The 20,511-nt window shown below is 60.0% G+C and carries 17 protein-coding genes and 1 CRISPR repeat array; of the genes, 5 read left to right on the forward strand and 12 right to left on the reverse strand.

The window, feature by feature from the left end; translation table 11 throughout:
• The first annotated feature begins 34 nt into the window (after positions 1–34).
• Positions 35–326: a CRISPR direct-repeat array (repeat unit 31 nt; unit sequence GTTTCAATCCACGCACCCGTGAGGGTGCGAC).
• A gap of 488 nt (positions 327–814) precedes the next feature.
• Together ilvB and HHJ06_RS08675 are read right to left on the reverse strand one after the other, a co-directional pair.
• Positions 815–2,623: a biosynthetic-type acetolactate synthase large subunit gene (ilvB, locus tag HHJ06_RS08670; RefSeq protein WP_251841475.1), complete on the reverse strand. Its 1,809-nt coding sequence runs from the start codon at positions 2,621–2,623 to the stop codon at positions 815–817.
• 194 nt (positions 2,624–2,817) lie between these two features.
• On the reverse strand, positions 2,818–3,426 hold the full coding sequence (locus HHJ06_RS08675) for an HAD family hydrolase (protein WP_215428945.1): 609 nt from the start codon (positions 3,424–3,426) through the stop codon (positions 2,818–2,820).
• Positions 3,427–3,586: 160 nt separating this feature from the next.
• Here HHJ06_RS08675 and rpsT point away from each other — a divergent pair, with 160 nt between their 5' ends.
• The gene (gene rpsT / locus HHJ06_RS08680; protein ID WP_102714128.1) at positions 3,587–3,850 is read left to right on the forward strand and encodes a 30S ribosomal protein S20; all 264 of its coding nucleotides are present in this window, start codon (positions 3,587–3,589) and stop codon (positions 3,848–3,850) included.
• Between the two features lie 78 nt (positions 3,851–3,928).
• A complete protein-coding gene (locus HHJ06_RS08685; RefSeq protein WP_102714130.1) occupies positions 3,929–4,150 on the forward strand; it encodes a hypothetical protein in 222 nt (73 codons plus the stop codon).
• Between the two features lie 147 nt (positions 4,151–4,297).
• Here HHJ06_RS08685 and HHJ06_RS08690 read toward each other — a convergent pair whose 3' ends face one another.
• Complete coding sequence (locus tag HHJ06_RS08690; protein ID WP_215428946.1) at positions 4,298–5,497, reverse strand: 4-hydroxy-3-methylbut-2-enyl diphosphate reductase; 1,200 nt, start codon at positions 5,495–5,497, stop codon at positions 4,298–4,300.
• Positions 5,498–5,567: 70 nt separating this feature from the next.
• Here HHJ06_RS08690 and HHJ06_RS08695 point away from each other — a divergent pair, with 70 nt between their 5' ends.
• From HHJ06_RS08695 to HHJ06_RS08705, 3 genes are read left to right on the forward strand one after another with little or no spacing between them, the layout of a single operon-like run.
• Complete coding sequence (locus HHJ06_RS08695; RefSeq protein WP_215428947.1) at positions 5,568–6,626, forward strand: tRNA dihydrouridine synthase; 1,059 nt, start codon at positions 5,568–5,570, stop codon at positions 6,624–6,626.
• Between the two features lie 12 nt (positions 6,627–6,638).
• A complete protein-coding gene (locus tag HHJ06_RS08700; RefSeq protein ID WP_215428948.1) occupies positions 6,639–7,778 on the forward strand; it encodes a transglutaminase-like domain-containing protein in 1,140 nt (379 codons plus the stop codon).
• A complete protein-coding gene (locus HHJ06_RS08705) occupies positions 7,775–8,632 on the forward strand; it encodes a diacylglycerol/lipid kinase family protein (protein WP_215428949.1) in 858 nt (285 codons plus the stop codon). The genes HHJ06_RS08700 and HHJ06_RS08705 overlap by 4 nt, the downstream gene beginning before the upstream one ends.
• A 36-nt stretch (positions 8,633–8,668) precedes the next feature.
• On the opposite strand, the gene HHJ06_RS08710 is transcribed toward HHJ06_RS08705, so the two are convergent.
• From HHJ06_RS08710 to HHJ06_RS11945, 9 genes are all read right to left on the reverse strand, one after another.
• Complete coding sequence (locus HHJ06_RS08710; protein WP_215428950.1) at positions 8,669–9,001, reverse strand: hypothetical protein; 333 nt, start codon at positions 8,999–9,001, stop codon at positions 8,669–8,671.
• Positions 9,002–9,272: 271 nt separating this feature from the next.
• Positions 9,273–10,055, reverse strand: a complete 783-nt coding sequence (locus HHJ06_RS08715; RefSeq protein ID WP_102714142.1) for an enoyl-ACP reductase FabI — start codon at positions 10,053–10,055, stop codon at positions 9,273–9,275.
• A 67-nt stretch (positions 10,056–10,122) separates the two neighbouring features.
• Complete coding sequence (gene folD / locus HHJ06_RS08720; protein ID WP_102725101.1) at positions 10,123–10,998, reverse strand: bifunctional methylenetetrahydrofolate dehydrogenase/methenyltetrahydrofolate cyclohydrolase FolD; 876 nt, start codon at positions 10,996–10,998, stop codon at positions 10,123–10,125.
• The gene (locus HHJ06_RS08725; protein WP_215428951.1) at positions 10,971–11,699 is read right to left on the reverse strand and encodes a lysophospholipid acyltransferase family protein; all 729 of its coding nucleotides are present in this window, start codon (positions 11,697–11,699) and stop codon (positions 10,971–10,973) included. Before HHJ06_RS08725 ends, folD begins: the two co-directional genes overlap by 28 nt.
• Positions 11,700–11,714: 15 nt before the next feature.
• Complete coding sequence (locus HHJ06_RS08730; protein WP_215428952.1) at positions 11,715–13,358, reverse strand: hypothetical protein; 1,644 nt, start codon at positions 13,356–13,358, stop codon at positions 11,715–11,717.
• A gap of 21 nt (positions 13,359–13,379) precedes the next feature.
• On the reverse strand, positions 13,380–15,896 hold the full coding sequence (locus HHJ06_RS08735) for an Amuc_1098 family type IV pilus outer membrane protein (RefSeq protein WP_215428953.1): 2,517 nt from the start codon (positions 15,894–15,896) through the stop codon (positions 13,380–13,382).
• A gap of 134 nt (positions 15,897–16,030) precedes the next feature.
• Positions 16,031–17,755, reverse strand: a complete 1,725-nt coding sequence (locus tag HHJ06_RS08740; protein ID WP_215428954.1) for an alpha-amylase family glycosyl hydrolase — start codon at positions 17,753–17,755, stop codon at positions 16,031–16,033.
• Between the two features lie 71 nt (positions 17,756–17,826).
• Positions 17,827–19,209 carry a CCA tRNA nucleotidyltransferase gene (locus HHJ06_RS08745; RefSeq protein ID WP_251841476.1) on the reverse strand — a complete coding sequence of 461 codons (1,383 nt, stop codon included), beginning with the start codon at positions 19,207–19,209 and terminating at the stop codon, positions 17,827–17,829.
• Positions 19,210–19,217: 8 nt separating this feature from the next.
• Complete coding sequence (locus HHJ06_RS11945) at positions 19,218–20,450, reverse strand: TlpA family protein disulfide reductase (protein ID WP_215428955.1); 1,233 nt, start codon at positions 20,448–20,450, stop codon at positions 19,218–19,220.
• Positions 20,451–20,511: the final 61 nt, after the last annotated feature.

Raw genomic sequence — 20,511 nt, forward strand, 5'->3', positions numbered from 1 at the left:
TACCCCCACCAACAATAAAGCAAGCCGCCAGAAAGTTTCAATCCACGCACCCGTGAGGGTGCGACATGCCGCAACATTTTGTTCAACCCCTTTTTTGAGGTTTCAATCCACGCACCCGTGAGGGTGCGACGTTTACCGCCAAAATAATCTACGTCCAAGTACTTGTTTCAATCCACGCACCCGTGAGGGTGCGACCGGAGTCCGTGTCTCCAAAAACCAATTAGTTAAAGTTTCAATCCACGCACCCGTGAGGGTGCGACAAGCAAAAACCATTAACATAAAACACATTATGAACGTTTCAATCCACGCACCCGTGAGGGTGCGACAGCCTGGAAGCATACGGGTTGAGTATCAAGCGTGCAAAACGGGATTTGCGCCAACCTGATTCGGAGACCGGATACTGCCAGGCTCAATAGTAGGTGGTTCTTTTGTCAATATTCGTTTCCCAATTACTTACAGCGAGCGCCGGTCTCCCGGGAATTTTCTGTGAGCTTGGGGTTGGCGCAAGGCGGCATCAGATATGGGCCCATGACGGAACATTCCTTGTCCGGTACCGCTTGCTTCCAATTTGATTTATTCATGCTAGCCGTTCTACCCTGCCGCGTCCAGCAACATCTTCCACGGCCCTTCATACGATGAGCAGCACCATGGCCCCGGCAACAATCATACCCATCAACTTCTTCCTTACGGAAGCCCCGATCCCCATTTCCCATATGGGGAAAGCTTCCTCCGCTCCACTTCCGCCATCATTAAAAAAGGGAGCCGCCCTTTCGGACGGCTCCCTCCATGGATGGATAACCGGGAATTCCGAGTCTTACAGGGCCGTCGGGATTTCCTTGCCCAGTTCGGACGCCTTTTTGGCGGAGCCGTCGCCGGCAATGCGTTCCAGAATCACGTCCTTGTAGCTCATGCCGCCCAGAATGATCGGAAGCACGTGCACGTCATGGGGAACCATCACGTCCAGCACGTAGGCTTCCGGAGATTCAATCATGCGGGTAATGGCCGCCGGAAGTTCTTCTATGCGGAGCACGCGCTCGCACTTGACGCCGAATCCGGCGCAGATGAGCGGATAGTTCGGGTAAATGACGTCTTCCGTCTTGTGGGTGGGATCATAGCTGTCGTGCGGGTCCGCCAGGAAGGTCTGGGCCCGGTTGGAGTCATATTTCAGGTCTTCCCACTGCACCACCATGCCCAGGTGCTGGTTGTTCAGGATGATGCATTTGACAGGCAGGCGCTCCACGTGGATGGTAGCCAGCTCCTGAATGTTCATGAGCATGGAGCCGTCCCCGTCAATGTTCACCACCAGCTTGTCCGGACAGGCCAGGCACACGCCCATGGCGGCGGGGAGGCCGTAGCCCATGGTTCCCAGGCCGCCGGAAGTAGCCAGGCGCCGGGGTTTGTCAAATTTGAAGAATTGGGCGGCGAACATCTGGTGCTGGCCCACGCCCGTGCAGATGACGGGGTCCTTGTCCGCAGTCTGGCGGTAGAGCTCCTCAATGACGGCCTGCGGGGAGATGTAGCCCTTGCGGTCTTCATAGGAGAAGGGGTACTGGGCCTTCCAGTCTTCAATGGTGCGGAACCATTCCGGCGTGCGGGTAAAGCCGGAGGACTTGCGGTCCCAGCCCTTCGCGGCCAGGGCGGCATTGAGAACCTTCAGGGCATCCTTCACGTTCGCGCGGATGGGGTGCGCCACCTTCTTGTTCTTGTTGATTTCACTGGCGTCAATGTCAATGTGGACGATGGTGGAGTCCGGGCAGAACATGTTCACGGCTCCGGTCACGCGGTCGTCAAACCGGGCGGCCAGGGCAATGACCAGGTCGGCTTCATTCACGGCGTTGTTCGCAAACACGGCTCCGTGCATGCCCAGCCAGCGCAGGGAAAGGGGGTGGGTTTCCGGCATGGCCCCGATGCCCATCAGGGTGGTAGCCACGGGTATCTGGGTGCGTTCCGCAAATTCCAGCAGGTCCGCGGAGGCTTCCGCGGAGATGATGCCGCCGCCGGCGTAAATGACGGGACGGCTGGCGTTTTCAATCAGCGGAAGGAGTTCTTCCAGCTTTTCCGTGGGAACGGGCAACACCGGATTATAGCCGGGCAGGTCCATTTCCATGTCAAAGTCCGGGGAGAACACGGCTTCCTGCACGTCCTTGGGCATGTCAATCACCACCGGGCCGGGACGGCCTGTGGAGGCGATGTAAAAGGCTTCCTTGATGATGCGGGGCAGTTCTTCCGGATCCGTCACCAGGTAGCTGTGCTTCACGATGGGGGCGGTCATGCCGAACACGTCCGTTTCCTGGAAGGCGCCGCGGCCGATCAGGGAGCGCATGACCTGCGCCGTGATCGCCACCAGAGGGGTGGAATCCAGATAGGCGTCCGCAATGGAGGTGATCATGTTGGTGGCGCCGGGGCCAGACGTGGAGATGCAAACGCCCACCTTGCCCGTGACGCGGCCGTAGCCTTCCGCGCCGAACGCGCCGCCCTGTTCATGGCGGGGCAGGATGGTCCGGATTTTGGGCTGGTGGCTCAGGGCCTGGTGAATCGGCATGCTGGCGCCGCCGGGATAGGCAAAGACGACGTCTACACCTTCACGCACGAGGCATTCCACGAGCACTTCGGCTCCTGTCATGCGGGTTTTCGTCGGGGCGGATGATGTTTTGTCGTTTGTACTCATGTGCAAATAATATTTTATTTGTTCAATAGGAAAACAGGTTCTAGCGCATTCCGCGCGCAATGTGAAGCCTTTTCATTAAAATACGGGAGCATGCCCCGGCACGGCCGGAAGCCCGGAAAGCAGGCCCCGTGGGAAGCCCCGGCGCGGAATCAGGCCAGGGAGGGGCGCCGGACCAGGACGCAGTCCATTCCGGCGGCGGCGGCGGCCTTGATGCCGGGCGCGGCGTCTTCAAAAACCACGCAGCGGTCCGGGTCTGCGCCCAGCAATTCCGCCGCCTTCAGGAACATGTCCGGCGCGGGCTTGCCGTTCTCCACGTCCTCCGGCGTCAGAATCACGTCAAAAAGGCCGGACAGCCCCGCTGCGGCCAGCGTGCGGGAGGCGCCCGGAATGGCGCTGCCCGTGGCGATCGCCTTGGGGGCATCCCCCAGGGAACGGACAAATTCCACCACTTCACGGATAGGCTCCATCCCTTCCTCCTCCAGCATTTCCAGATAAATGCGGCGCTTGTCCGCGGCGGTGGACGCGGCGTCCATCACCAGGCCGTAGCGGCCGTTTAAAAAACTTACCACGTCATTGGCGGACTTGCCGCCGCAGGAATAAAACTCATCTTCCCGGAACACGGAATCCGGAGCGCCCGCGCGGGCCAGGGCCTTCCGCCATGCCTTGTAATGGAGCGGCATGCTGTCCACCAGGGTGCCGTCCAGGTCAAAAATATATCCTTCATATTTTTTTTCAGGCAAATCCACGCGCTTCTTCATGTCGGGGGCATTTATGCCACATCCCCCTTTTCCGGTAAAGCCCGCAGTCTGCCCGCGCTTAGGAGGAATGCCTTAAAAATTATATCCGGAGCTTGACATTTTGTCCTGTTATTCTAATGTTTCTGCCACCTCGAAACGGAAACCGAACCTTTTTTAGAACATGGCCAATACCAAATCCGCACTCAAGCGCATCCGCCAGACCGCAACCCGCACCGCCCGCAACCGCGCCGTCTCCTCCAAGCTGAAGACCCTCCGCAAGAAGATTGCCACCGCGGTGGAAACGTCTGACAAGGAAGCCGCTACCGCTGCCTACAACACGTTCTCCTCCGCCGTTGACAAGGCCGCCAAGGTAGGCACCATTCCCGCCAACCGCGCCTCCAACTACAAGAGCAAGGCCGCCAAGGCCATTGCAAAAATCGCCTAAGTTTTCACTTCGGTTTTCTGACGATCTTATGGCAAGCCGCTCTGTTCTGCTGAGCGGCTTGTTTTATTTTCCCCTCCCATGCAGCAATCCCGCCTGGATAAAGCCAAACTGATCATTGACCGCCCCGGGGACTTCAAGGTTTGTGAAGCCTGCGGCTCCATCGTGTCCCTGACCACCGCGGTGTGCCCCAACTGCAACGCCTACCGTTTTGACGCCAACGCGGAATACGTGGTGGAGCAAGCCGTGCTTCTCGCTTCCCGGGAACAGCGTTCCGTCACTCCGGAAGACCTGGAAAAGTAGGGCGCCCTGTACCCGCCGCTCCCCGGCGGGCTTCTTGTTACGCCATCCTGCCCTCCGGACCGTTTTAATGATAAAAGCGGCCTCCGCTTTTACGGAGGCAACGCGCGTTCCCTCTTTCCGGTCTTCACCGGGCGGCATGGTTCCCCGCTACTTGCGCAGGTCCGCAATGCGCAGGATAGTGGCCTCAATCAGATTGGCCGGGCAGGAGGCCCCCGCCGTTATCCCCACCTTCAGGGATTTGCCCAGATTCTGCACCACCGGCTCCGTGGTCATGCGGCGCACTTCCCGCGTCTTCGTGTCAAACGCGTCCACGTACTGGATGGACTTGATGCACTCCGCGGATTCAATGAAATACGTGGGCACATGCTCCTTGGCAATGTCCACCAGGTGCGTGGTGTTGGAACTATTGTAGCCGCCCACCACGAACATCACGTCCAGCGGATTCTTCAGCAGCTCGTACAAGGCGTCCTGGCGGTCCTGGGTGGCGCCGCAGATCGTGTCGAACACGTAAAAATTATCATCGTCCCCGTCCCGCTGGACGACGGCGTCCTTCACCATCTTCTGGAGCGTCTGCGTCTCCGTCTTCAGCATGGTGGTCTGGTTGGCGATGCCCACTTCCTCCAGGTCCCGGTCCGGATCAAAGCCGGGGGAATAGCACCCTTCAAACCGTTTTAGGAACGCCTCGCGGTCTCCGCGGCCCAGAATGTAGTCGCACAGGATGCGGGCGTCCTCCAGGTCATAAACCACCAGGTATTTTCCCTTTCCCTTTTCTCCCAGGGCGCGGGAGGCCGTCGCGCTGGTTTCCTCATGGGTGGCCTTGCCGTGGATGATGGAGGTAATCCCCATGGCGGCGTAATTCTTCACTCTTTTCCAGACCTTCATCACGTCCCCGCAGGTGGTGTCCACAATCTGCACGCCCTTTTCTTCCAGCGCTTCCATGAAGGAGGTGGGAACGCCGAAGGCCGGAATAATCACCACGTCATCCGCGGCAATCCGGTCATAGGAGGAATCAAGCTGTTTCCAGGGAAGCTTTTGAATGCCCATCTCCTCCAGCTGGCGGTTCACTTCCGGATTGTGGATGATGTCCCCGATCAGGTAGATATTCCGGTCGGGGAACACCCTGCGCGCCGCGTACGCAATGTCAATGGCGCGGCGCACGCCGTTGCAGAACCCGAACTCCCGGGCCAGGAAGAATTCCGTATGGCCCAGGTTGTATACGTTGCCCGCAGACCGGATGTGGGAAATCAATTCACTCTGGTAATGCTGCTGGATTTCCTTCTCCACCTGTTCCATTACCTCGGCTCGTCTCACATTCACTCTGGCTTTGCGGGTTGAGTCCTGATTCATGCCCACAGCTTCCACACTTTCCTCCTTTCGTCAAGACAATCACAGCTTGCCATCCGGGGCTTTTCACGGTATGCACAGGCCCATGCTGCTGGCGCTGGCCCCCATGAAAGATGTGACGGATCTGGCTTTCCTCAAGACGTTGAAGGACTTGAATTCCCTGCCGGATTACTTCATCACGGAGTATTTCAGAACGGTGGCCCACCATAAAAAGATGTCGCCATACATCCTGCGCTCCATTGATGAAAATCCCACGGAACGCCCTATTTACGGGCAGCTCGTAGGCCATGAGCCGGAGTACCTGGCCAGGGACGCGCTGAACCTGATGAAACACGCCTGCGCCGGAGTGGACCTGAACATGGGCTGCCCGGCCCCCCTGGTATGCAGAAGGAACGCGGGGGGAGGCATGCTGCGCTCCCTGAAGGATATGGACGCGGCCCTGGGAGCCCTCCGGGACGCCCTGCCCGCCGGGGCCTTTACCGTCAAATGCCGCCTGGGGTACGAGACTCCGGATGAGTTTGAACGCATCCTTCCCGTGATTGCCGCGCACTCTCCGGACCGGGTGTGCATCCACGCCCGCACCGTGCGGGAAGGCTACCGCTCCCCCGTTCATCCGGAATGGGTGAAATGGGCCGTGGAAGTCCTGGATTGCCCCGTCATCGCCAACGGCAACATTGTGGACGCCGCCACGGCGGACGCCTGGGTGCGGCTGGCGCAGCCCGCGGGCCTGATGGTCGGCCGCGCGGCTCTGCGCAATCCCTGGATATTCTCCCAGCTTCACGCCCGCTTCCGGGGCGCGCCCGGGGTCTCCCCCACCTTCCGGGACGTGTTGCACTACATCCGCCGCCTTTATGAACGCACGCTGGAAATGCAGGAACATTATGTGGAGGAGAAACACATCCACCGCATGAAAAAATACCTGGTTTACACGGCGCGGGGACTTCCGGATTCTTTTGACCACCACATGAAGAGGGCTAAAACTTCCCATGATTTCATGCGTCTTTGCGAGGATATTCTGGACAACGACACGCCCTTCGCGCCTACGCCGCCGGAGGACACGCACCTGTTTGCCCATTTCCATACCCTGCTTGCGCAAGAGGAAGCTTGTCTACCGCCCGGAATTCGGGTATGAATGCCAGTGTTCATGAACCTGCTGCCTTCCGCCCTTCTCCTGGGACTGACCGCCGCCCTCTGCGCCGCCCATGACGCCATCCCGGACGGCGTGGATTTTTTGCGCGCCTACATGCCCGCGCAGGACAGGGAAACCATCACGGAAGAGCGTCTGGACCGGGAGGTACGGCTGGCGCTGGCGGTCCGCGCCCAGTTTCCCTGGGCGGGCAAGGTGCCGTGGGAGCTTTATGAGAACGACGTGCTCCCGTATGCCGTGGTCAATGAACCGCGGGACGAATGGAGGGAGCAGTTCCACAACCTGTTCGCCCCGCTGGTTTCCGCGTGCAAAACGGGACGGGAAGCCGCTCTCACCATCGCCTCCAGCATCCAGAAAACCCTGAATGTCCGCTACTCCACGGAAAGAAGGGTTCCCCACCAGGGCGTGAAGGAGTCCCTGGAATCCGGCAAGGTCTCCTGTACGGGCCAGAGCATCCTGCTCGTCTGCGCGCTCCGTTCCGTAGGCATTCCGGCCCGCATGGCCGGAGTCCTTACCTGGAACCACGTGCGAGGCAACCACAACTGGGTGGAAGCCTGGTGTGACGGGGAATGGCAGATGCTGGAATATAATGAGAAGGATTTCAACACCCCGTGGGTGATGTCCGCCATCAGCATGCTGGACCCCCGCAAGCCGGAAAACGCCATTTACGCCACGTCCTGGAAAAAAGAGCCTTCCGGCGAGTTTTTCCCCCTGGTCTGGGAAGCCCGTTACGACGAAAAACGGCGCGCCCTGACCTTTCCCCCGGAAAGCCGGACCGTTCCCGCCGTCCGGATCACGGACCGCTATATGAAACTGGCGTCAGACTGGATGGCGGCTCAACCGGAATATGTGCCGGGCAGCAAGCTGATGCTGGACATCAGGGAAGAAAACGGCCCAAAAAAACGCCGCCTGCCCCTGCGCGTGGTCCTCAAGTCGGAAGAAGGGAAAATCCTGGCGGAGGGCACCACCCCCGGACCGTCCGACGATATGAGGAAATTCCTGGAGATACGCCTGCCGGATAACGTCTCCCGGGGCTTTCTGGAATTCATGATGCCGGACGGAACGGTACGCCATGAACCCGTGGCCCATACGGAAGCTCCGGTGCAGATTTTGAATTTCTCCGTAAACGCCCGATGAGGATTCCCCTTTTTTTCAATAACACGGCGCGCAGCGCCAGGGCGGACCGCTTCCGCCGCTGGCTGGACAGACACCGGGACCTTTTTGACGTCATCGAGCCGGAGAGCCGTGCGGACATGCTGCGCCATCTGGCTGCCCGGGCGGCTTCCGGAGCCGCCGTCGTAGCCGTGGCGGGAGGGGATGGTACGCTGGGAGTGGCCGCGGAAGCCCTCTGCAATACGGGGACGGCGCTGGCCCCCTTCCCCGCGGGAACCATGAACGTCTTTTCCCGGGAAATAGGAGTACGGCAGGATTTTGACCACGCCCTGCACGTTCTGAACACGGGGCGTTCCAGGGAGGTGGACCTGTTTGCCTTCAACGGACGCCCTTTTCTCCAGATGGCGGGCATCGGCGCGGACGCCCGGGCCGTGGAACTGACCACCTGGGAGATGAAGAAGAGATGGAAGGCCTTCGCGTACGTGATTGCCGGAGCCAGGGTCTGTACGGAACGGCAGCCGCGCCTGACGCTGGCCACGGATGACGGGCGGGTGCTGGAAGGCGGCGCCATCCTCTTCGGCAACGGGCGCAGGTATGGCGGACCGCTGAATTTCTTTGCGGAAGCGGGCAATGATGACGGACTTCTGGATGCAGTGGTATTCCAGCACTCCATTCCCTCCATCATCGGGGAATGCCTGATGGCCGCTGTCCATGGCGGCTTCCATTCCCGGAGGCACGGCCGCTTTGAATACATCCAGATGACCGGGGGAACCGTCACCTCCGCCGGGCAGGCCGCCTGTGAACTGGACGGGGATTACGCGGGAAACGCGCCGGTCCGGATCACGCGGCACGGCACGCTGAAGGTGCTCGTCCCCTGAAACGGCCCCATTCAGGCGGCCATTTCCTGTGCCGCTTCAACTCAGTAAAAAGTTGGCAAACGTATTCAGCATGCAGGAAAGGCGGTTCATCTGACTCGCCGGAAACCCGGTAAAGGCCAGGATAATGGCAATATCCATCAGTCCTGCCACGGCAATCCATTTGATGATGGCCGGCAAGGGCGACAGGGAGGGTTCATATACATTCCACTCTTCCGCCACAAAGGAAAAATCCTCCCCGGAATCAAAACGGCGGAACTGCTCCTTCAATTCCTCCACCATCATTTCATGGGGGCATACAAATCCATGGGTGGAATCCCCCACTTCGCAATAGTACAGTCCGTTGCCCACGGGAACGGACTGTATGTGCATTCCATTCCTGCCATCCAGGAAAATATGGGCGTTATGAGAAGCGTCCCCGTACCGGAGGAACATTTCATCCAAGCTGCCGCACGTTTCTCCGTTAAACAGATAACGATGGGAGGCTGTCATTTTTTTATTTATAAAAATGAAACCCCGCAAGGCAAGATTTTTTGACGGAAGAAAAAGGGCATCCCTGTCATACTGGCGGATGCGGCGCAAAAAGGCCGTACCGCAAGCGGCACGGCCTGAAAGGAAGGAGGAATCTTCCGTAAGGAAAACGTTACATGCCCATGATCTGATAGCCGCCGTCCACGTAAATCACCTGTCCGGTGATTGCGGCGGAGCCATCGCTGGCCAGGAACACGCCGGTGGCGCCCAGTTCCTCGCCCGTGCAGGAACGGCCCAGGGGGGCGTGTTCCTCATACACCTTGAACATGGTGCTGAAACCGGACACGCCGCGCGCCGCAAGCGTCTGCATGGGGCCGGCGCTGATGCAGTTGACGCGGATGCCGCGGGCGCGGCCCAGGTCGTACGCCAGATAACGGGTGCAGGCTTCCAGGGCGGCCTTGGACACGCCCATCAGGTTGTAGTTCGGCACCACCTTTTCTGAACCCAGGTAGGACATCGCCAGAATGCTGCCGTTGTCGGACATCATGGGCTCCACGGCGCGGGAAAGGGCCACCAGGGAGTAGGCGGAAATATCCAGGGAAATCTTGAACGCGTCGCGTCCCGTTTCCAGGAAACTGCCGCCCAGGGCTTCCTTCGGGGCAAAAGCCACGGAATGCAGCATGCAGTCCACCTTGTCCGTATGCTTCCGGACATTTTCAAAGAATGCATTGATGGATTCATCATCGCTGACATCCAGATCGTAGACGGGGGCATCCTCGCCAAAGTTTTCATGGACCAGCTTGAGCACGCCGTCCTTGAGGCGTTCACCCTGGTAATTGAAGATGAGCTTTGCGCCCGCTTCATGCCATGCCTTGGCAATTGCGAACGCGATACTGCGCTTGTTCGCCACGCCGACTACGACACCAACTTTGCCTTCGAGTAATTTACTTGACATAATGGTAAGTGGATACTGCCCTATTTTCCTGCTTTTGACAAGGAAAACGGACGTCACCCGCGCTTCCTCATGCGCCCGTCTGCTGGCGGCAGGCCTTGACCGTGTTAGCCATCAGCATGGCGATGGTCATCGGTCCCACGCCGCCGGGCACGGGAGTGATGGCCCGGCATTTGGGAGCCACTTCATCATAGGCCACGTCCCCCACAATCCGGTAGCCGCGCTTGGCAGCGGCGTCTTCCACGCGGTTGATGCCCACGTCCACCACCACGGCGCCGTCCTTCACAAAATCAGCCGTCACGAAGGCGGGCCTGCCTATGGCCGCCACGATGATGTCCGCGGAGCGGCAGAGCTCCGGCAGATTTTTTGTGCGGGAATGGGCCACAGTCACGGTGGCGTTCGCCTGCTTGGACATCAGCAGATGGGCCATCGGCTTGCCTACGATCATGCTGCGGCCAATGACCACGGCATTCGCCCCGGCTGTTTCAATGCCCGCCGCCTGCAGCAGCCTGATGCAGCCCAGAGGGGTGCAGGGCACAAATCCGGTTTCATCCTCCAGCACCAGCTTGGCGACGTTTTCCGGATGGAAGCCGTCCACGTCCTTGGCAGGGTCAATTTCCAGCACCACGGCCGCCTCGTCAATATGGGGGGGAGGCGGGCTCTGCACCAGAATGCCATGAATGGATGGGTCCGCATTCAAGTCACGGACCACCTGCAGCAGTTCTTCCTGGGAGGCGTCGGAAGGCAGAACGATTTTCCGGGAATTCATTCCCAGTTCCGCGCATTTCTTTACCTTGGAATTAACGTACACCTGGGAGGCGGGGTCTTCCCCCACCAGCACCACGGCCAGGCCGGGAGTGATTCCCTGTTCCCTGAGCCGCTCAATATCCCTTCCAACCTCTTCCAGCACCTGGGAGGCTACTTGTTTTCCGTCGATGATTTGCATAATAATGATTCTTTAAGTGGTGGAAAATCCGGAAGCCCCTGCCGCATCAGCCCGGCCAGCAGGCGCGCATACTCCGCCACCTGCTCCTCCGTTACGTCCGGAGGAATAAACAGGCGCTTTTTCCATAAAATGTTCACGTTGGAGCACGGCTTGGGAATGGCGTAACGGTCCCAGGCCTTGTTCAGCCGCCAGCAGCTTTCATACTCTATGCACACGGGGACGATGGGCAGGCCGGACTGGGAGGCCATTTTAATGATGCCGTGGTGCACCTCATAAATGGGACCCTGGGGGCCGTCCGGGGTAAGGCAGAAACAGACGTCGCCTTCCTGAAGCTTCCGCATCATCTCTATATAGGCCAGGGCGCCGCGCCGTCCGGAAGAACCGCGCACGGAATCCAGGCCAAAGTGCCTGCAAATGGACTCTACCAGGGCCCCGTCCTTGCTGGCGCTGGTCAGCACGCACATCTTGAGCGGCTTCTGGGCCAGGGACCAGGCATAACCCGGCACGGTCGTGCGGTTGTGCCAGAGGGCCACAAGAAAAGGCGTCGTGTAGACATCGTCGTGCTCCTCCTTGATGGAACGGATATTAAGGCTCATGCAAAGAGGCTGGAGCACGGACCACAGGCCAAAGCCGGCCAGCCTGGTCCACCAGCGGGAACGCTTCTCGGATGTTTTGCGGACAGTAGGTTTGAGTATGAACATGAATCCTCGGCAATATCACATGAATCCGTCCACAGTAACCCGGGCCGGAGAAGGAGTTGAGGGGGCGGGATGGACCATCCCGCGGGAGGGGGCGGCCTGCATTCCCGGACGCTCCGCACGCGGCTCCACTTCCTGGAGCATGGGACCGGAACTGTCCTGGGGGGATGACGGGGAACCGGAAATTTTTACGGAAAGAACGATGTCACGCCCTTCCTGCGTGGCGCCGGACGGAATGCGGACCCCGTTCACCATGTAGGAGGGAATTTTGAAGACCAGTTCTCCCGCCAGTTCAGTTCCGTCGCTGGCCACGAAGCCCGTCACTCCCAGGAAGCCCTGCTCAAACAGGGAAATTTCCGTCAGGGAAACGGAGCGGTCCGTGCCGTCGCTTTCCAGAAGGAAGGAGCCGGACGTAAAGACGGGTGAGGAATAAGGAAGCTTTATTTCCGAGTTCTGGGCAGTCATGGCCGCCAGCAGGCGGAAGACGGGCAGCCTGAGCATGTTCGCCTTGACGACGGAACCGCTGTACCCCTTCACGGAAGGCCTTTTTTGCTCCGCCATGACGGGCAGCCCGAATTCTACCTTCAATTCATGCTTTTCATCCACTTCCTGGTCCCCCATCTGCACCTTGAGGAAGGAGGAAAAATCGTTCCCCACCAGGGAATGGAGCTCAAAATTCCTCCCCGTGAGGGTCCACGCCTGGTGGCGGAAATCAATGCCAAGGGGGAAATTCCCCGTAATCATGAAGGTACTCACCTCCGCAGGCTTGTTGAGCAGGCGCCCCTTGTCCAGAAAGCCGGAAAAGGTAAGCTGCCTGATGCCGTTTCCGTTTAAAATAAGGGAACCGGCATCCATGCTCATCAGCGGCCAGCCCTTGATTTTCAGTTTCTGCTGTGACAGGTCCAGCACGTATTCCGGCTCAGCACCGGCTCCGGACGTGCGGATATAGGCCTCCGCCGTCAGGAAAAAGGGCCCGTCATTACGTTCCAGGGTGAATTCCTCCGTCTGGTGGGCATAACCTACTTCCAGGCGCGGAGCGGTATAACGCCGGAAGACGAAAGGCAGCTCCCTGCCCGTCTGCGGCACGGCAAATTTGGCGAATCCGGGACGCAGGGCCACCACGGCCTTGGCCACGTTCATGCTCTCCCCCTTGATTTTCCCCATGAACAGGGAGGTGGGGGAGATTTCCCCGGAGATGCCTTCCAGAATTACGAAGGACAGGCAGGAATCCTCCGGAAAGGCTACCTTGATGCGGGAAGCCTTCATGGAAAGGCCGTCCATCGCCATGCCGGAGATTTCCACCTTCCCCCCCCACGCGGCGGAAAGGTCCGATTGCAGGCGGCTGGTGAATTCCTCCGTGTTGAATGACGTCAGCCGGTACATGTACGTTCCCGCCAGAGCACCCACGGCCAGCAGGACCGCAATGCAGAGGGCGATCAGAAAACGCTTGTTTTTCAGCACAGCCTGTTTGGCGTCATTACGGTCGTCATGATAGGTGCGGCGGCGTTTTTCCACCCGGATGACCTTGGTGCCGTCCGGGCGCACCACCACTTCCCTTTTCCGCTCCACGCCCCGGGAGTCCGAGGCATGCAGCTGGCGCATGATATTGTCGGTCCCCTGGGAGGAAGAAGAGGACTCAGGATCGGAATCGCTGTTCTTCAATGATTGTAATCCGGTTAAAGGTTATTCGGCATTGCTCAGGGCGGGAAGAGGCGCCAGACCTGCCGGGACATCCCCGTCCGGAACGGAGGTGCTCGGCGTGTAAAGCTGCTTGCCGCCCGGGTCCACCACTTCCGCCTTCACCATGATGATGATGGCCTTGCGCTGTTCCTTGGCGCCCTTGGAGCGGAACAGACGCCCCACCCAGGGAATATCGCCCAGAATGGGGATTTTATCCTCATACGTGATGGACGTGGATTTTTTCAGGGAGCCGATGACGAGCGTGCTGCCGGTGGCGATGCGCACGGGAGCGGTCAGGCGGCGCGTGGAGAATACGGGCTGCAGGATGAAGTTGTCGGAAGCTTTCACCATGACGATGTCTTCCTTCGGGTTCTTCTCCCGGGAGGCCACGGGAATGAAGAGCGGCGTGCCGTAGTTGATGAAGCCGTCAAATTCCACGATTTCAGGCACAACCGTCATTTCCACGATGGACTTGTCGTCGCTGATGCCGGTCACTTCCACGTTGAACAGCGTGCCAAGCTGCCTTGTTTCAAAGGCGGAGGGATGCGCCGGGGTCATGGGCATGACCTGGAGGCGGTCCCCGTTGTCGTCGTCATAGTTGCCCCAGTCGTCGCCGTTATTATTATTGTTGCCCGTGCTGTTGGGGACTTCGGGCGGATCATATTCCGTGGGATAAATCAGTTCCCTGCCGCTGAAGAACGTGGCTTTTTCACCGGGCCGCACAATGACGGAAGGATGCTGCATGATGTCCGTGCCCTTCTTCTGGCTCAGGCCGCGCATAATCATGGTAACGTCCGCCTGGCTCCACATGCCGCGCATGGTGAGGATGCTGGGGGCGCCACCGGGAACGTAGGCCACGCCCGTGCTTCTGGCGGAAGACCCGCGCTCAATCATGCCGTCAATGCTGTCTTCCGTAAAGACCTGGTTGCCGGACCTCAGACCGCCCACCACTCCTCCGGGAACGGCGGCTCCCGCCACCTGGGCGGCGCTGTCCAGCACGGTGTTGTTATAATCGTTCTTGTTGGTTCCCGCACCGCCCATGAACCATTTGGACGGGTCCAGGTTCAGGTTCACGATCCAGTTGAAGCCCAATTCTTCCAGGTCCGTCTGGTTCACTTCCAGGAACGTGGCGCTGACAACCACCTGAAGGGGCTGTTCCGCGCTCTTGGAGGCCACCAGCTCCTCCAGCAGGCTCAAGTCCCGGGGGGTGCCATGGAAAAGGAGGGTGGAGTTGCCTGAATTGTACTTGATGAAGCTGCCCTCCGGGAATTTCACCCCCAGGGAGGCCAGGGCCTTCTGCGGGTCCACCCGTTTCAGGGTCATGCCGGAGGAGCCTGAATCCCCGGAAGCGAAGGGGTCCGCATTTTCCGTATCGGAGGATTCGGACAAGCCGGAAAAGAAGCCCGGCGGAAGGGTGATGGACTTGGTCACCATGTAGGTGGTGCCGTCCGCACTGGATACCAGTTCCGCGCCAAAGGCGTTCGTGCGCAGCAGGAGGCCGGAAGCGCGCGCCACATATTCCAGGGCGTCGCGGAGCGGCACGTTTTGAAGATTCAGCGTAATTTTCTTTTCAGCGACTTCCCTGGCGGAACTGCTGTCCGCCGGCCCCGGGTCCACGGAGATGTTCACGCCGCGCTCCGCCGTGGTCATGGCCGTGGTGTCATGCGTCCTGGCCTGGCTGCGCAGGTAGTCCACGGCTTCCTCCACCGTAGCGCCGTCCAGCTGCACGCGCGGCAGGCGGATCATGCCCAGCTTCTGGTCCACGTTCACCACGGGATTGTCCAGCGGCTCGGAAAAGGAGGAAGGTTCCTCCGGCGTTTCCGTCAGGGGCGCGGGCCGCTCCCACAGCCGGGAGACCTCCGCCAGCGCGTTCCCGCGCATTTCATCCCGTGCGGCGTCAAAGTAAGTGGTTCTGGCGCGGTTCACCAGCTCCATGCCGCGCCGCGCCGCCGTATTGTAAGGGTCCGCCTGGAGGACGGAGGTGAATTCCTTCAGGGCCGCATCATACTGGCCCAGTTCATAATAACCGTAAGCCAGATGGAGCAGGCGGTTCACCTCCTCCACATTCTTGACGTGTTCCGGGGAAAGGGCCGGATTCGTCCTCACCGGGTCCTGGGCCATCTCCAGCGTACGCTTGGCGAGCGCATGCGTCGGGGTGGTTTTCAGGGCGTCCTGCAGCAGCTTGACAGCCTCGTCATAACGCCCCACCTTGATGTACTCCTGGGCCACCGCCACGCTGGCGTCCGCAATGCTGGTTTCCAGAAAACGGCGCCGCTTCTCCATGTTGGGGGACTTGGGCAGCGTGGAAAGGCTCCTGCGGTAATTTTCCAGGGCTTCCTGATACTTGCCTTCGGAATACTGCTGACGCGCCTGCCCCAGCAGCAGCATGGAAGCCTGGGCCTGCTCTTCCATCCGGGCCGCGGCCCGCCGGGAGGCCCCTGCCCCTTCCTGCGCCAGCCCCTGGCCGGCGCCAATACCGGCCACGGCAAGAGCCAGAGCAATTTGCTGAATGGCAGACATGGAGTGAGGGAAACGTCTAGTCATAGGAATTTCCGGGACTATACCGAATTAAAAACGGCCCGTCATTATAAAAACGCCCAGCAGAGCAAAAAATATCGGAAAAGGCGCGCGGCCCTTTCCATGAGGATGCCCCTTTAAACGGGAGACAGTTCCAGCACGCCCACATGCCCCGGTTTCAGGGGGTGCGGAAGCCCGCGTTCCATCAGTTCCTTCCGGTCAAATTCCTTCTCCTGCGCCTGCCCGTCCATCAGGTCCCTGACCCGCACCCGGTCCGTCTGGATGCCGCACCAGCCGAAGGCGTGCTGGGGGATGGAAATGCGCAGATTGTAGAAGTTGATGTCCGGTGAAAGGTTGCCCACGACCAGCACGGTGGCCCCGGCATGGGCATCATGGCGGAGCATGGCGTATACCCAGTGGCCGGAGGTGTCTTCCGCAGGTTCCCTGCCGAACGTGGTATTCTTCATGTTGGCCCAGTTCAAGCCGTAAAAATCCCCCCGGTCCAGCGCCGGATGCTGGATCAGGGGAAGCAGGCGCCGGTGGAAGTCCCTCAGTTCCGCGGAATCCTCCGGCAGCAGGGAGGCGTCAAACCGCCCGTCCGCCACCCACGGCTGGAGCTGCGGCAGGCAGGTATAGTCAAAAATGCTGGTGCGCCCGTCATGGCCGCCGTAACCGCCGGGGCTTTCCGCCCGTTCCCCCACTTCCTGCCCGTTGTACACCAGCACGGGACCGCGGCCGGAAGCGTACACCAGCGTCATGATCGCAGGCAGAATGACGCGCCCCACGCCACCCCAGGAGAGCGGGGAGCACACGCGCGTTTCATCATGGTTCTCCACATAGCGGACGCCGTTGGTCATGTACTTGGGGTTGCTGCGGAAAAGACGGTCGAAATCGTTGGCCCAGTTATTCTCCGTGTACATGTGGAGCGCCAGATGATAGCAATCGGAATCGTAAACGGCATTGAACCCGGCTTCCAGCAGCGCGGCGCAGGGATCGCCGGGAGTGGTCTTCATGTGGTCGTTGTACGCCTCCGCCATGAAAAACACGTCCGGCAGACGGACGCGGGAACGGGAAATGGCCCATTTCCAGAAGGCCATGGGGATCATTTGGGCCATGTCGCACCTGAAACCGCCGATGCCCAGGCCCTGCCAGAAGGAAAGGATGTCGTCCATGATGCGCCATGTCTTGGGCACGTGCTGCTTGGGGCTGGTCCAGTCCGGCAGCAGGCGGAGGGCCGGCAGTCCGGCCATGAAGTTATAGCCGTAGTTGAGTTTGACCGTCTCGTACCAGTCGTACTTGCTGGGGTTCCACGTCACGGCATTGTTCCCCGTCACGCGGCCGAAGGTCATTTCCCCTTCAAACAGGCCGTCCGGCAGATGCAGGGGCGGCCCGTCCCCGGGACTGTTGGAGGTCAGGTAAAAATATCCCTGTTCCGGAGAGAAGAACGTATGGTGGTCGTCCCCTTCCCCGAAATCGTCATGGCCGTCCCAGTCCGCCAGGTAGGCGCGGGAAACATGGTTGGGGATAAAGTCGATCAACGGCACCAGCCCCACCGTCCGGCAGCGCTTCACGAGTGCCTTGAACTCCTCCATTCTTTTTTCCGGCGTGGAGGCCAGGTCCGGGTCCACGTCAAAATAATCCACTACCGCATAGGGACTGCCGGCCAGGCCTTTTACGATGGATTCCGGCTGGGCGGGCAGCTCGGGATAGGCCGTCTGCGTGGCGTGCCTCAGCACCCCGGTCAGCCAGATATGGGTAAAGCCCATCCGGGCTACTTCCCTCAGGGCCCTGTCCGTTACGCCGTTGAACGTTCCGCACCCGTTCGTCTCCCGGGTCCCCCAGTCCACTCCATGGGTTTCCATGTTGGAAAAATGGCGGACAAACAGTTGATAAATGACCGGGCGCATGAGCTGAAAGGTTGAGGTCTTGCGGCCTATAATGCTAACTTTTCCAGGTACTCTGCAAGTGTATTCTGTTCCACCGGGGCAATTTGCCCCAGAAGAAGAAGGGCCTCCTTCCGCGTCCGGAGCATTCCCTCCAACTGAAGTTCCTGCAAACGGGACAGCCAGTTTTTGAAACCTGGCCCCGGAGGCAGGCCCAGGTTCACCAGGTCACGGCCAGTCACCAGCGGAGGAGGCACCAGGGGAGCGTTCCGGTAGGAATCCATGGCGTCCCTGACAAACTGCCAGTTGTCCATCAAGCCGTTGGAGGAAAGGCAGTCCAAGCGGTGAAGCTCCAGTTCATCCCGGAAACGGGGGGCGCTCATGAACATCCGCAGGGTGGATTTTTTCATCTGCTGCACATTCATGAAGCGCATGTGGCGCTCCACCATGGCGCTTACCGCATCCACCACGGCGTTGGAATACTTCAGCCGCCTTAAAATCTCCCGTGCCATGACAGCCCCCTTTTTGTCATGACCGGAAAAACGGATGCGCCCCGTTTCATCCACCTGGCGGCAGGGGGGCTTCCCTACATCGTGCAGCAGCACGCCCAGCGCCAGCTCCAGGGATACGGGGGCGCCGTCCTTCCCCAGCGCGTCCAGCATCATCAGCGTATGGGTATATACGTCCCCCTCCGGATGCCACTGGGGGGGCTGCGTGCAGCCGATCATGCCGTACAGCTCCGGAATGGCATGCTTCATCAGCCCCGTTTCCACCAGCATTTCCACGCCCCTCCTCCTTCCGGGCGACAGGAGAATCCTGTCCAGCTCCTCTCGGATGCGCTCCGGAGCAATGCGGGCCAGCAGAGGGGCGTTCCTGCAAATGGCGGCATAAGTATCCGCCTCCACCTTCACTTCCCTAGTAACGGCAAAACGGACGGCGCGCATCAGGCGCAGGGAATCCTCCTCAAAACGGAGGTCCGGCTCACCGATGCACCTCAACACCCGGTCCCTTATGTCCGCCACGCCGCCCACATAATCCACCACGCGGCCCGGAGGATCGGAAAAAGGCTCTTCAAACAGGCCGTTCATGGTAAAATCACGGCGGCGCGCGTCTTCCTCCGCGTCCGTGAAGCAGACGGATTCCGGACGCCTTCCGTCACGGTAGAGGCCGTCCCTGCGGAACGTAGCCACTTCAAAGCAAAAGCCGTCACGGCGCACCAGCACCACACCGAAGGCGGCGCCCACCTCCCAGGCTCCGGGAAACAGGCGCAGCACCTCCTCCGGACGGGCGGAGGTGGCAATGTCAATATCCTTTACCGGGTACCCCAGCAGCCGGTCCCGGACACAGCCCCCTACAAAGTACACCGTATGCTCGGCCCCAGCCAGCACGCGCGCCACAGCCTCAGCGGCCTTTCTCAACGGAAGGTTCTCCATGAAGCGGGCTATTCGGGCATGGGCCGCAGGGGCGGCGCGGCAAGAGGGGCGGCCGGCGGCACAGCCGGAACGCGCGTCTCCGGAGAATTGATTTTAGCAGGCAGCGGCGCAGGCCTGGCGGCGGGAGGAGCGGCGGGGGCCTTTTTCTCCTCCGCCTTTCCATTCTTTTTCCCTTCAAACTTGCCCATGACGGCGTACAGGTTGGCATCAAACAGCATGTCCGGCGTGCCGCGCATCAGGATTTTTCCCTTGGGGTCCAGCAGGTACACCTGCGGCGTGTGCCTCACTCGGTAATCCTTGAATGCCGCCGCTTTCTCATCAATCAGGGAGGGGATGTCCAAATTCAAATTCAACAGGGCCTTCTTCACATTCTCACTGCTCCCCGGAGCCACCGGCATCACCGTCAAGCCCGGAAATTCTCCCCGGAGGGAAGCGGCCTTCCCCAGAAACTGGACGGAACGCGCGTCCCGCGGGTCCCAGAACACCACCAGAACGGGCTTCTCCCCGCCGGGAAGCTTCACTTCCGCCCCCGTGGCGGAGGAAGGCAGGCTGATTCCGGGTCCGGTCTGCCCGATGTTAAGATTGCGTATTTCATACAGTTCCTCCTGCACCAGATTCCGGACCGGAACCGGGCCGAAACTGGAATCATAACACTTGATGATGGCATCCTTCAACAGCTTTCCGCGGGCCGCCACCAGCCGGACGTCATCCTGGAGCATCCCCGTCGTTTCCTTCATCACCATGGCCAGCCCCAGGGCTGCCAGCCCCTGGTCCTCCGGGAACTGGCTGTAGTCCTTGATCTGTTCCAGAATGACCCGGCAGCGCAACTCGCGGGAATTGCTTAGCGCATACGCCGCCTTCCCGGCCCCTTTTTCCCGGAACAGGGTGTTTTCCAGGGCGTCCAGGCAAAGCACCACAATCTTCCTGGCTGACTCTCCGTTGGGGAACGCCTGCGCCACAGCCTCCGGATGGTCCAGAAACCAGAGCACGGCCGGAAGCAGGTAGGGCTTTTGAGTCTCCGGCTTTTGCAAATCCCGGCCCACCTGCCTCCACAATTCCCGCGCCACCGGAACGGCGTCCGGACGGCTCTTCATCAGTTCCTCTCTTTTACCATCGCTTTCAGCCGTCTTGAATGCGGACTCCCAGTCGGACTGCCTCATTTGCCAATCCGCCAGCGCATTCTTCATGCCGGCTTCATCCGCCGGAGCCCATCCAAGCAGGCTGCATGCACCGGCTATCACGCAAAACGCTCTCTTCATACCCAGCCACTATGCCCTGACGCGCGCGCGCCGTCAATCAAAC

Source organism: Akkermansia muciniphila, assembly GCF_018709685.1.
Lineage (GTDB): Bacteria > Verrucomicrobiota > Verrucomicrobiia > Verrucomicrobiales > Akkermansiaceae > Akkermansia > Akkermansia muciniphila_E.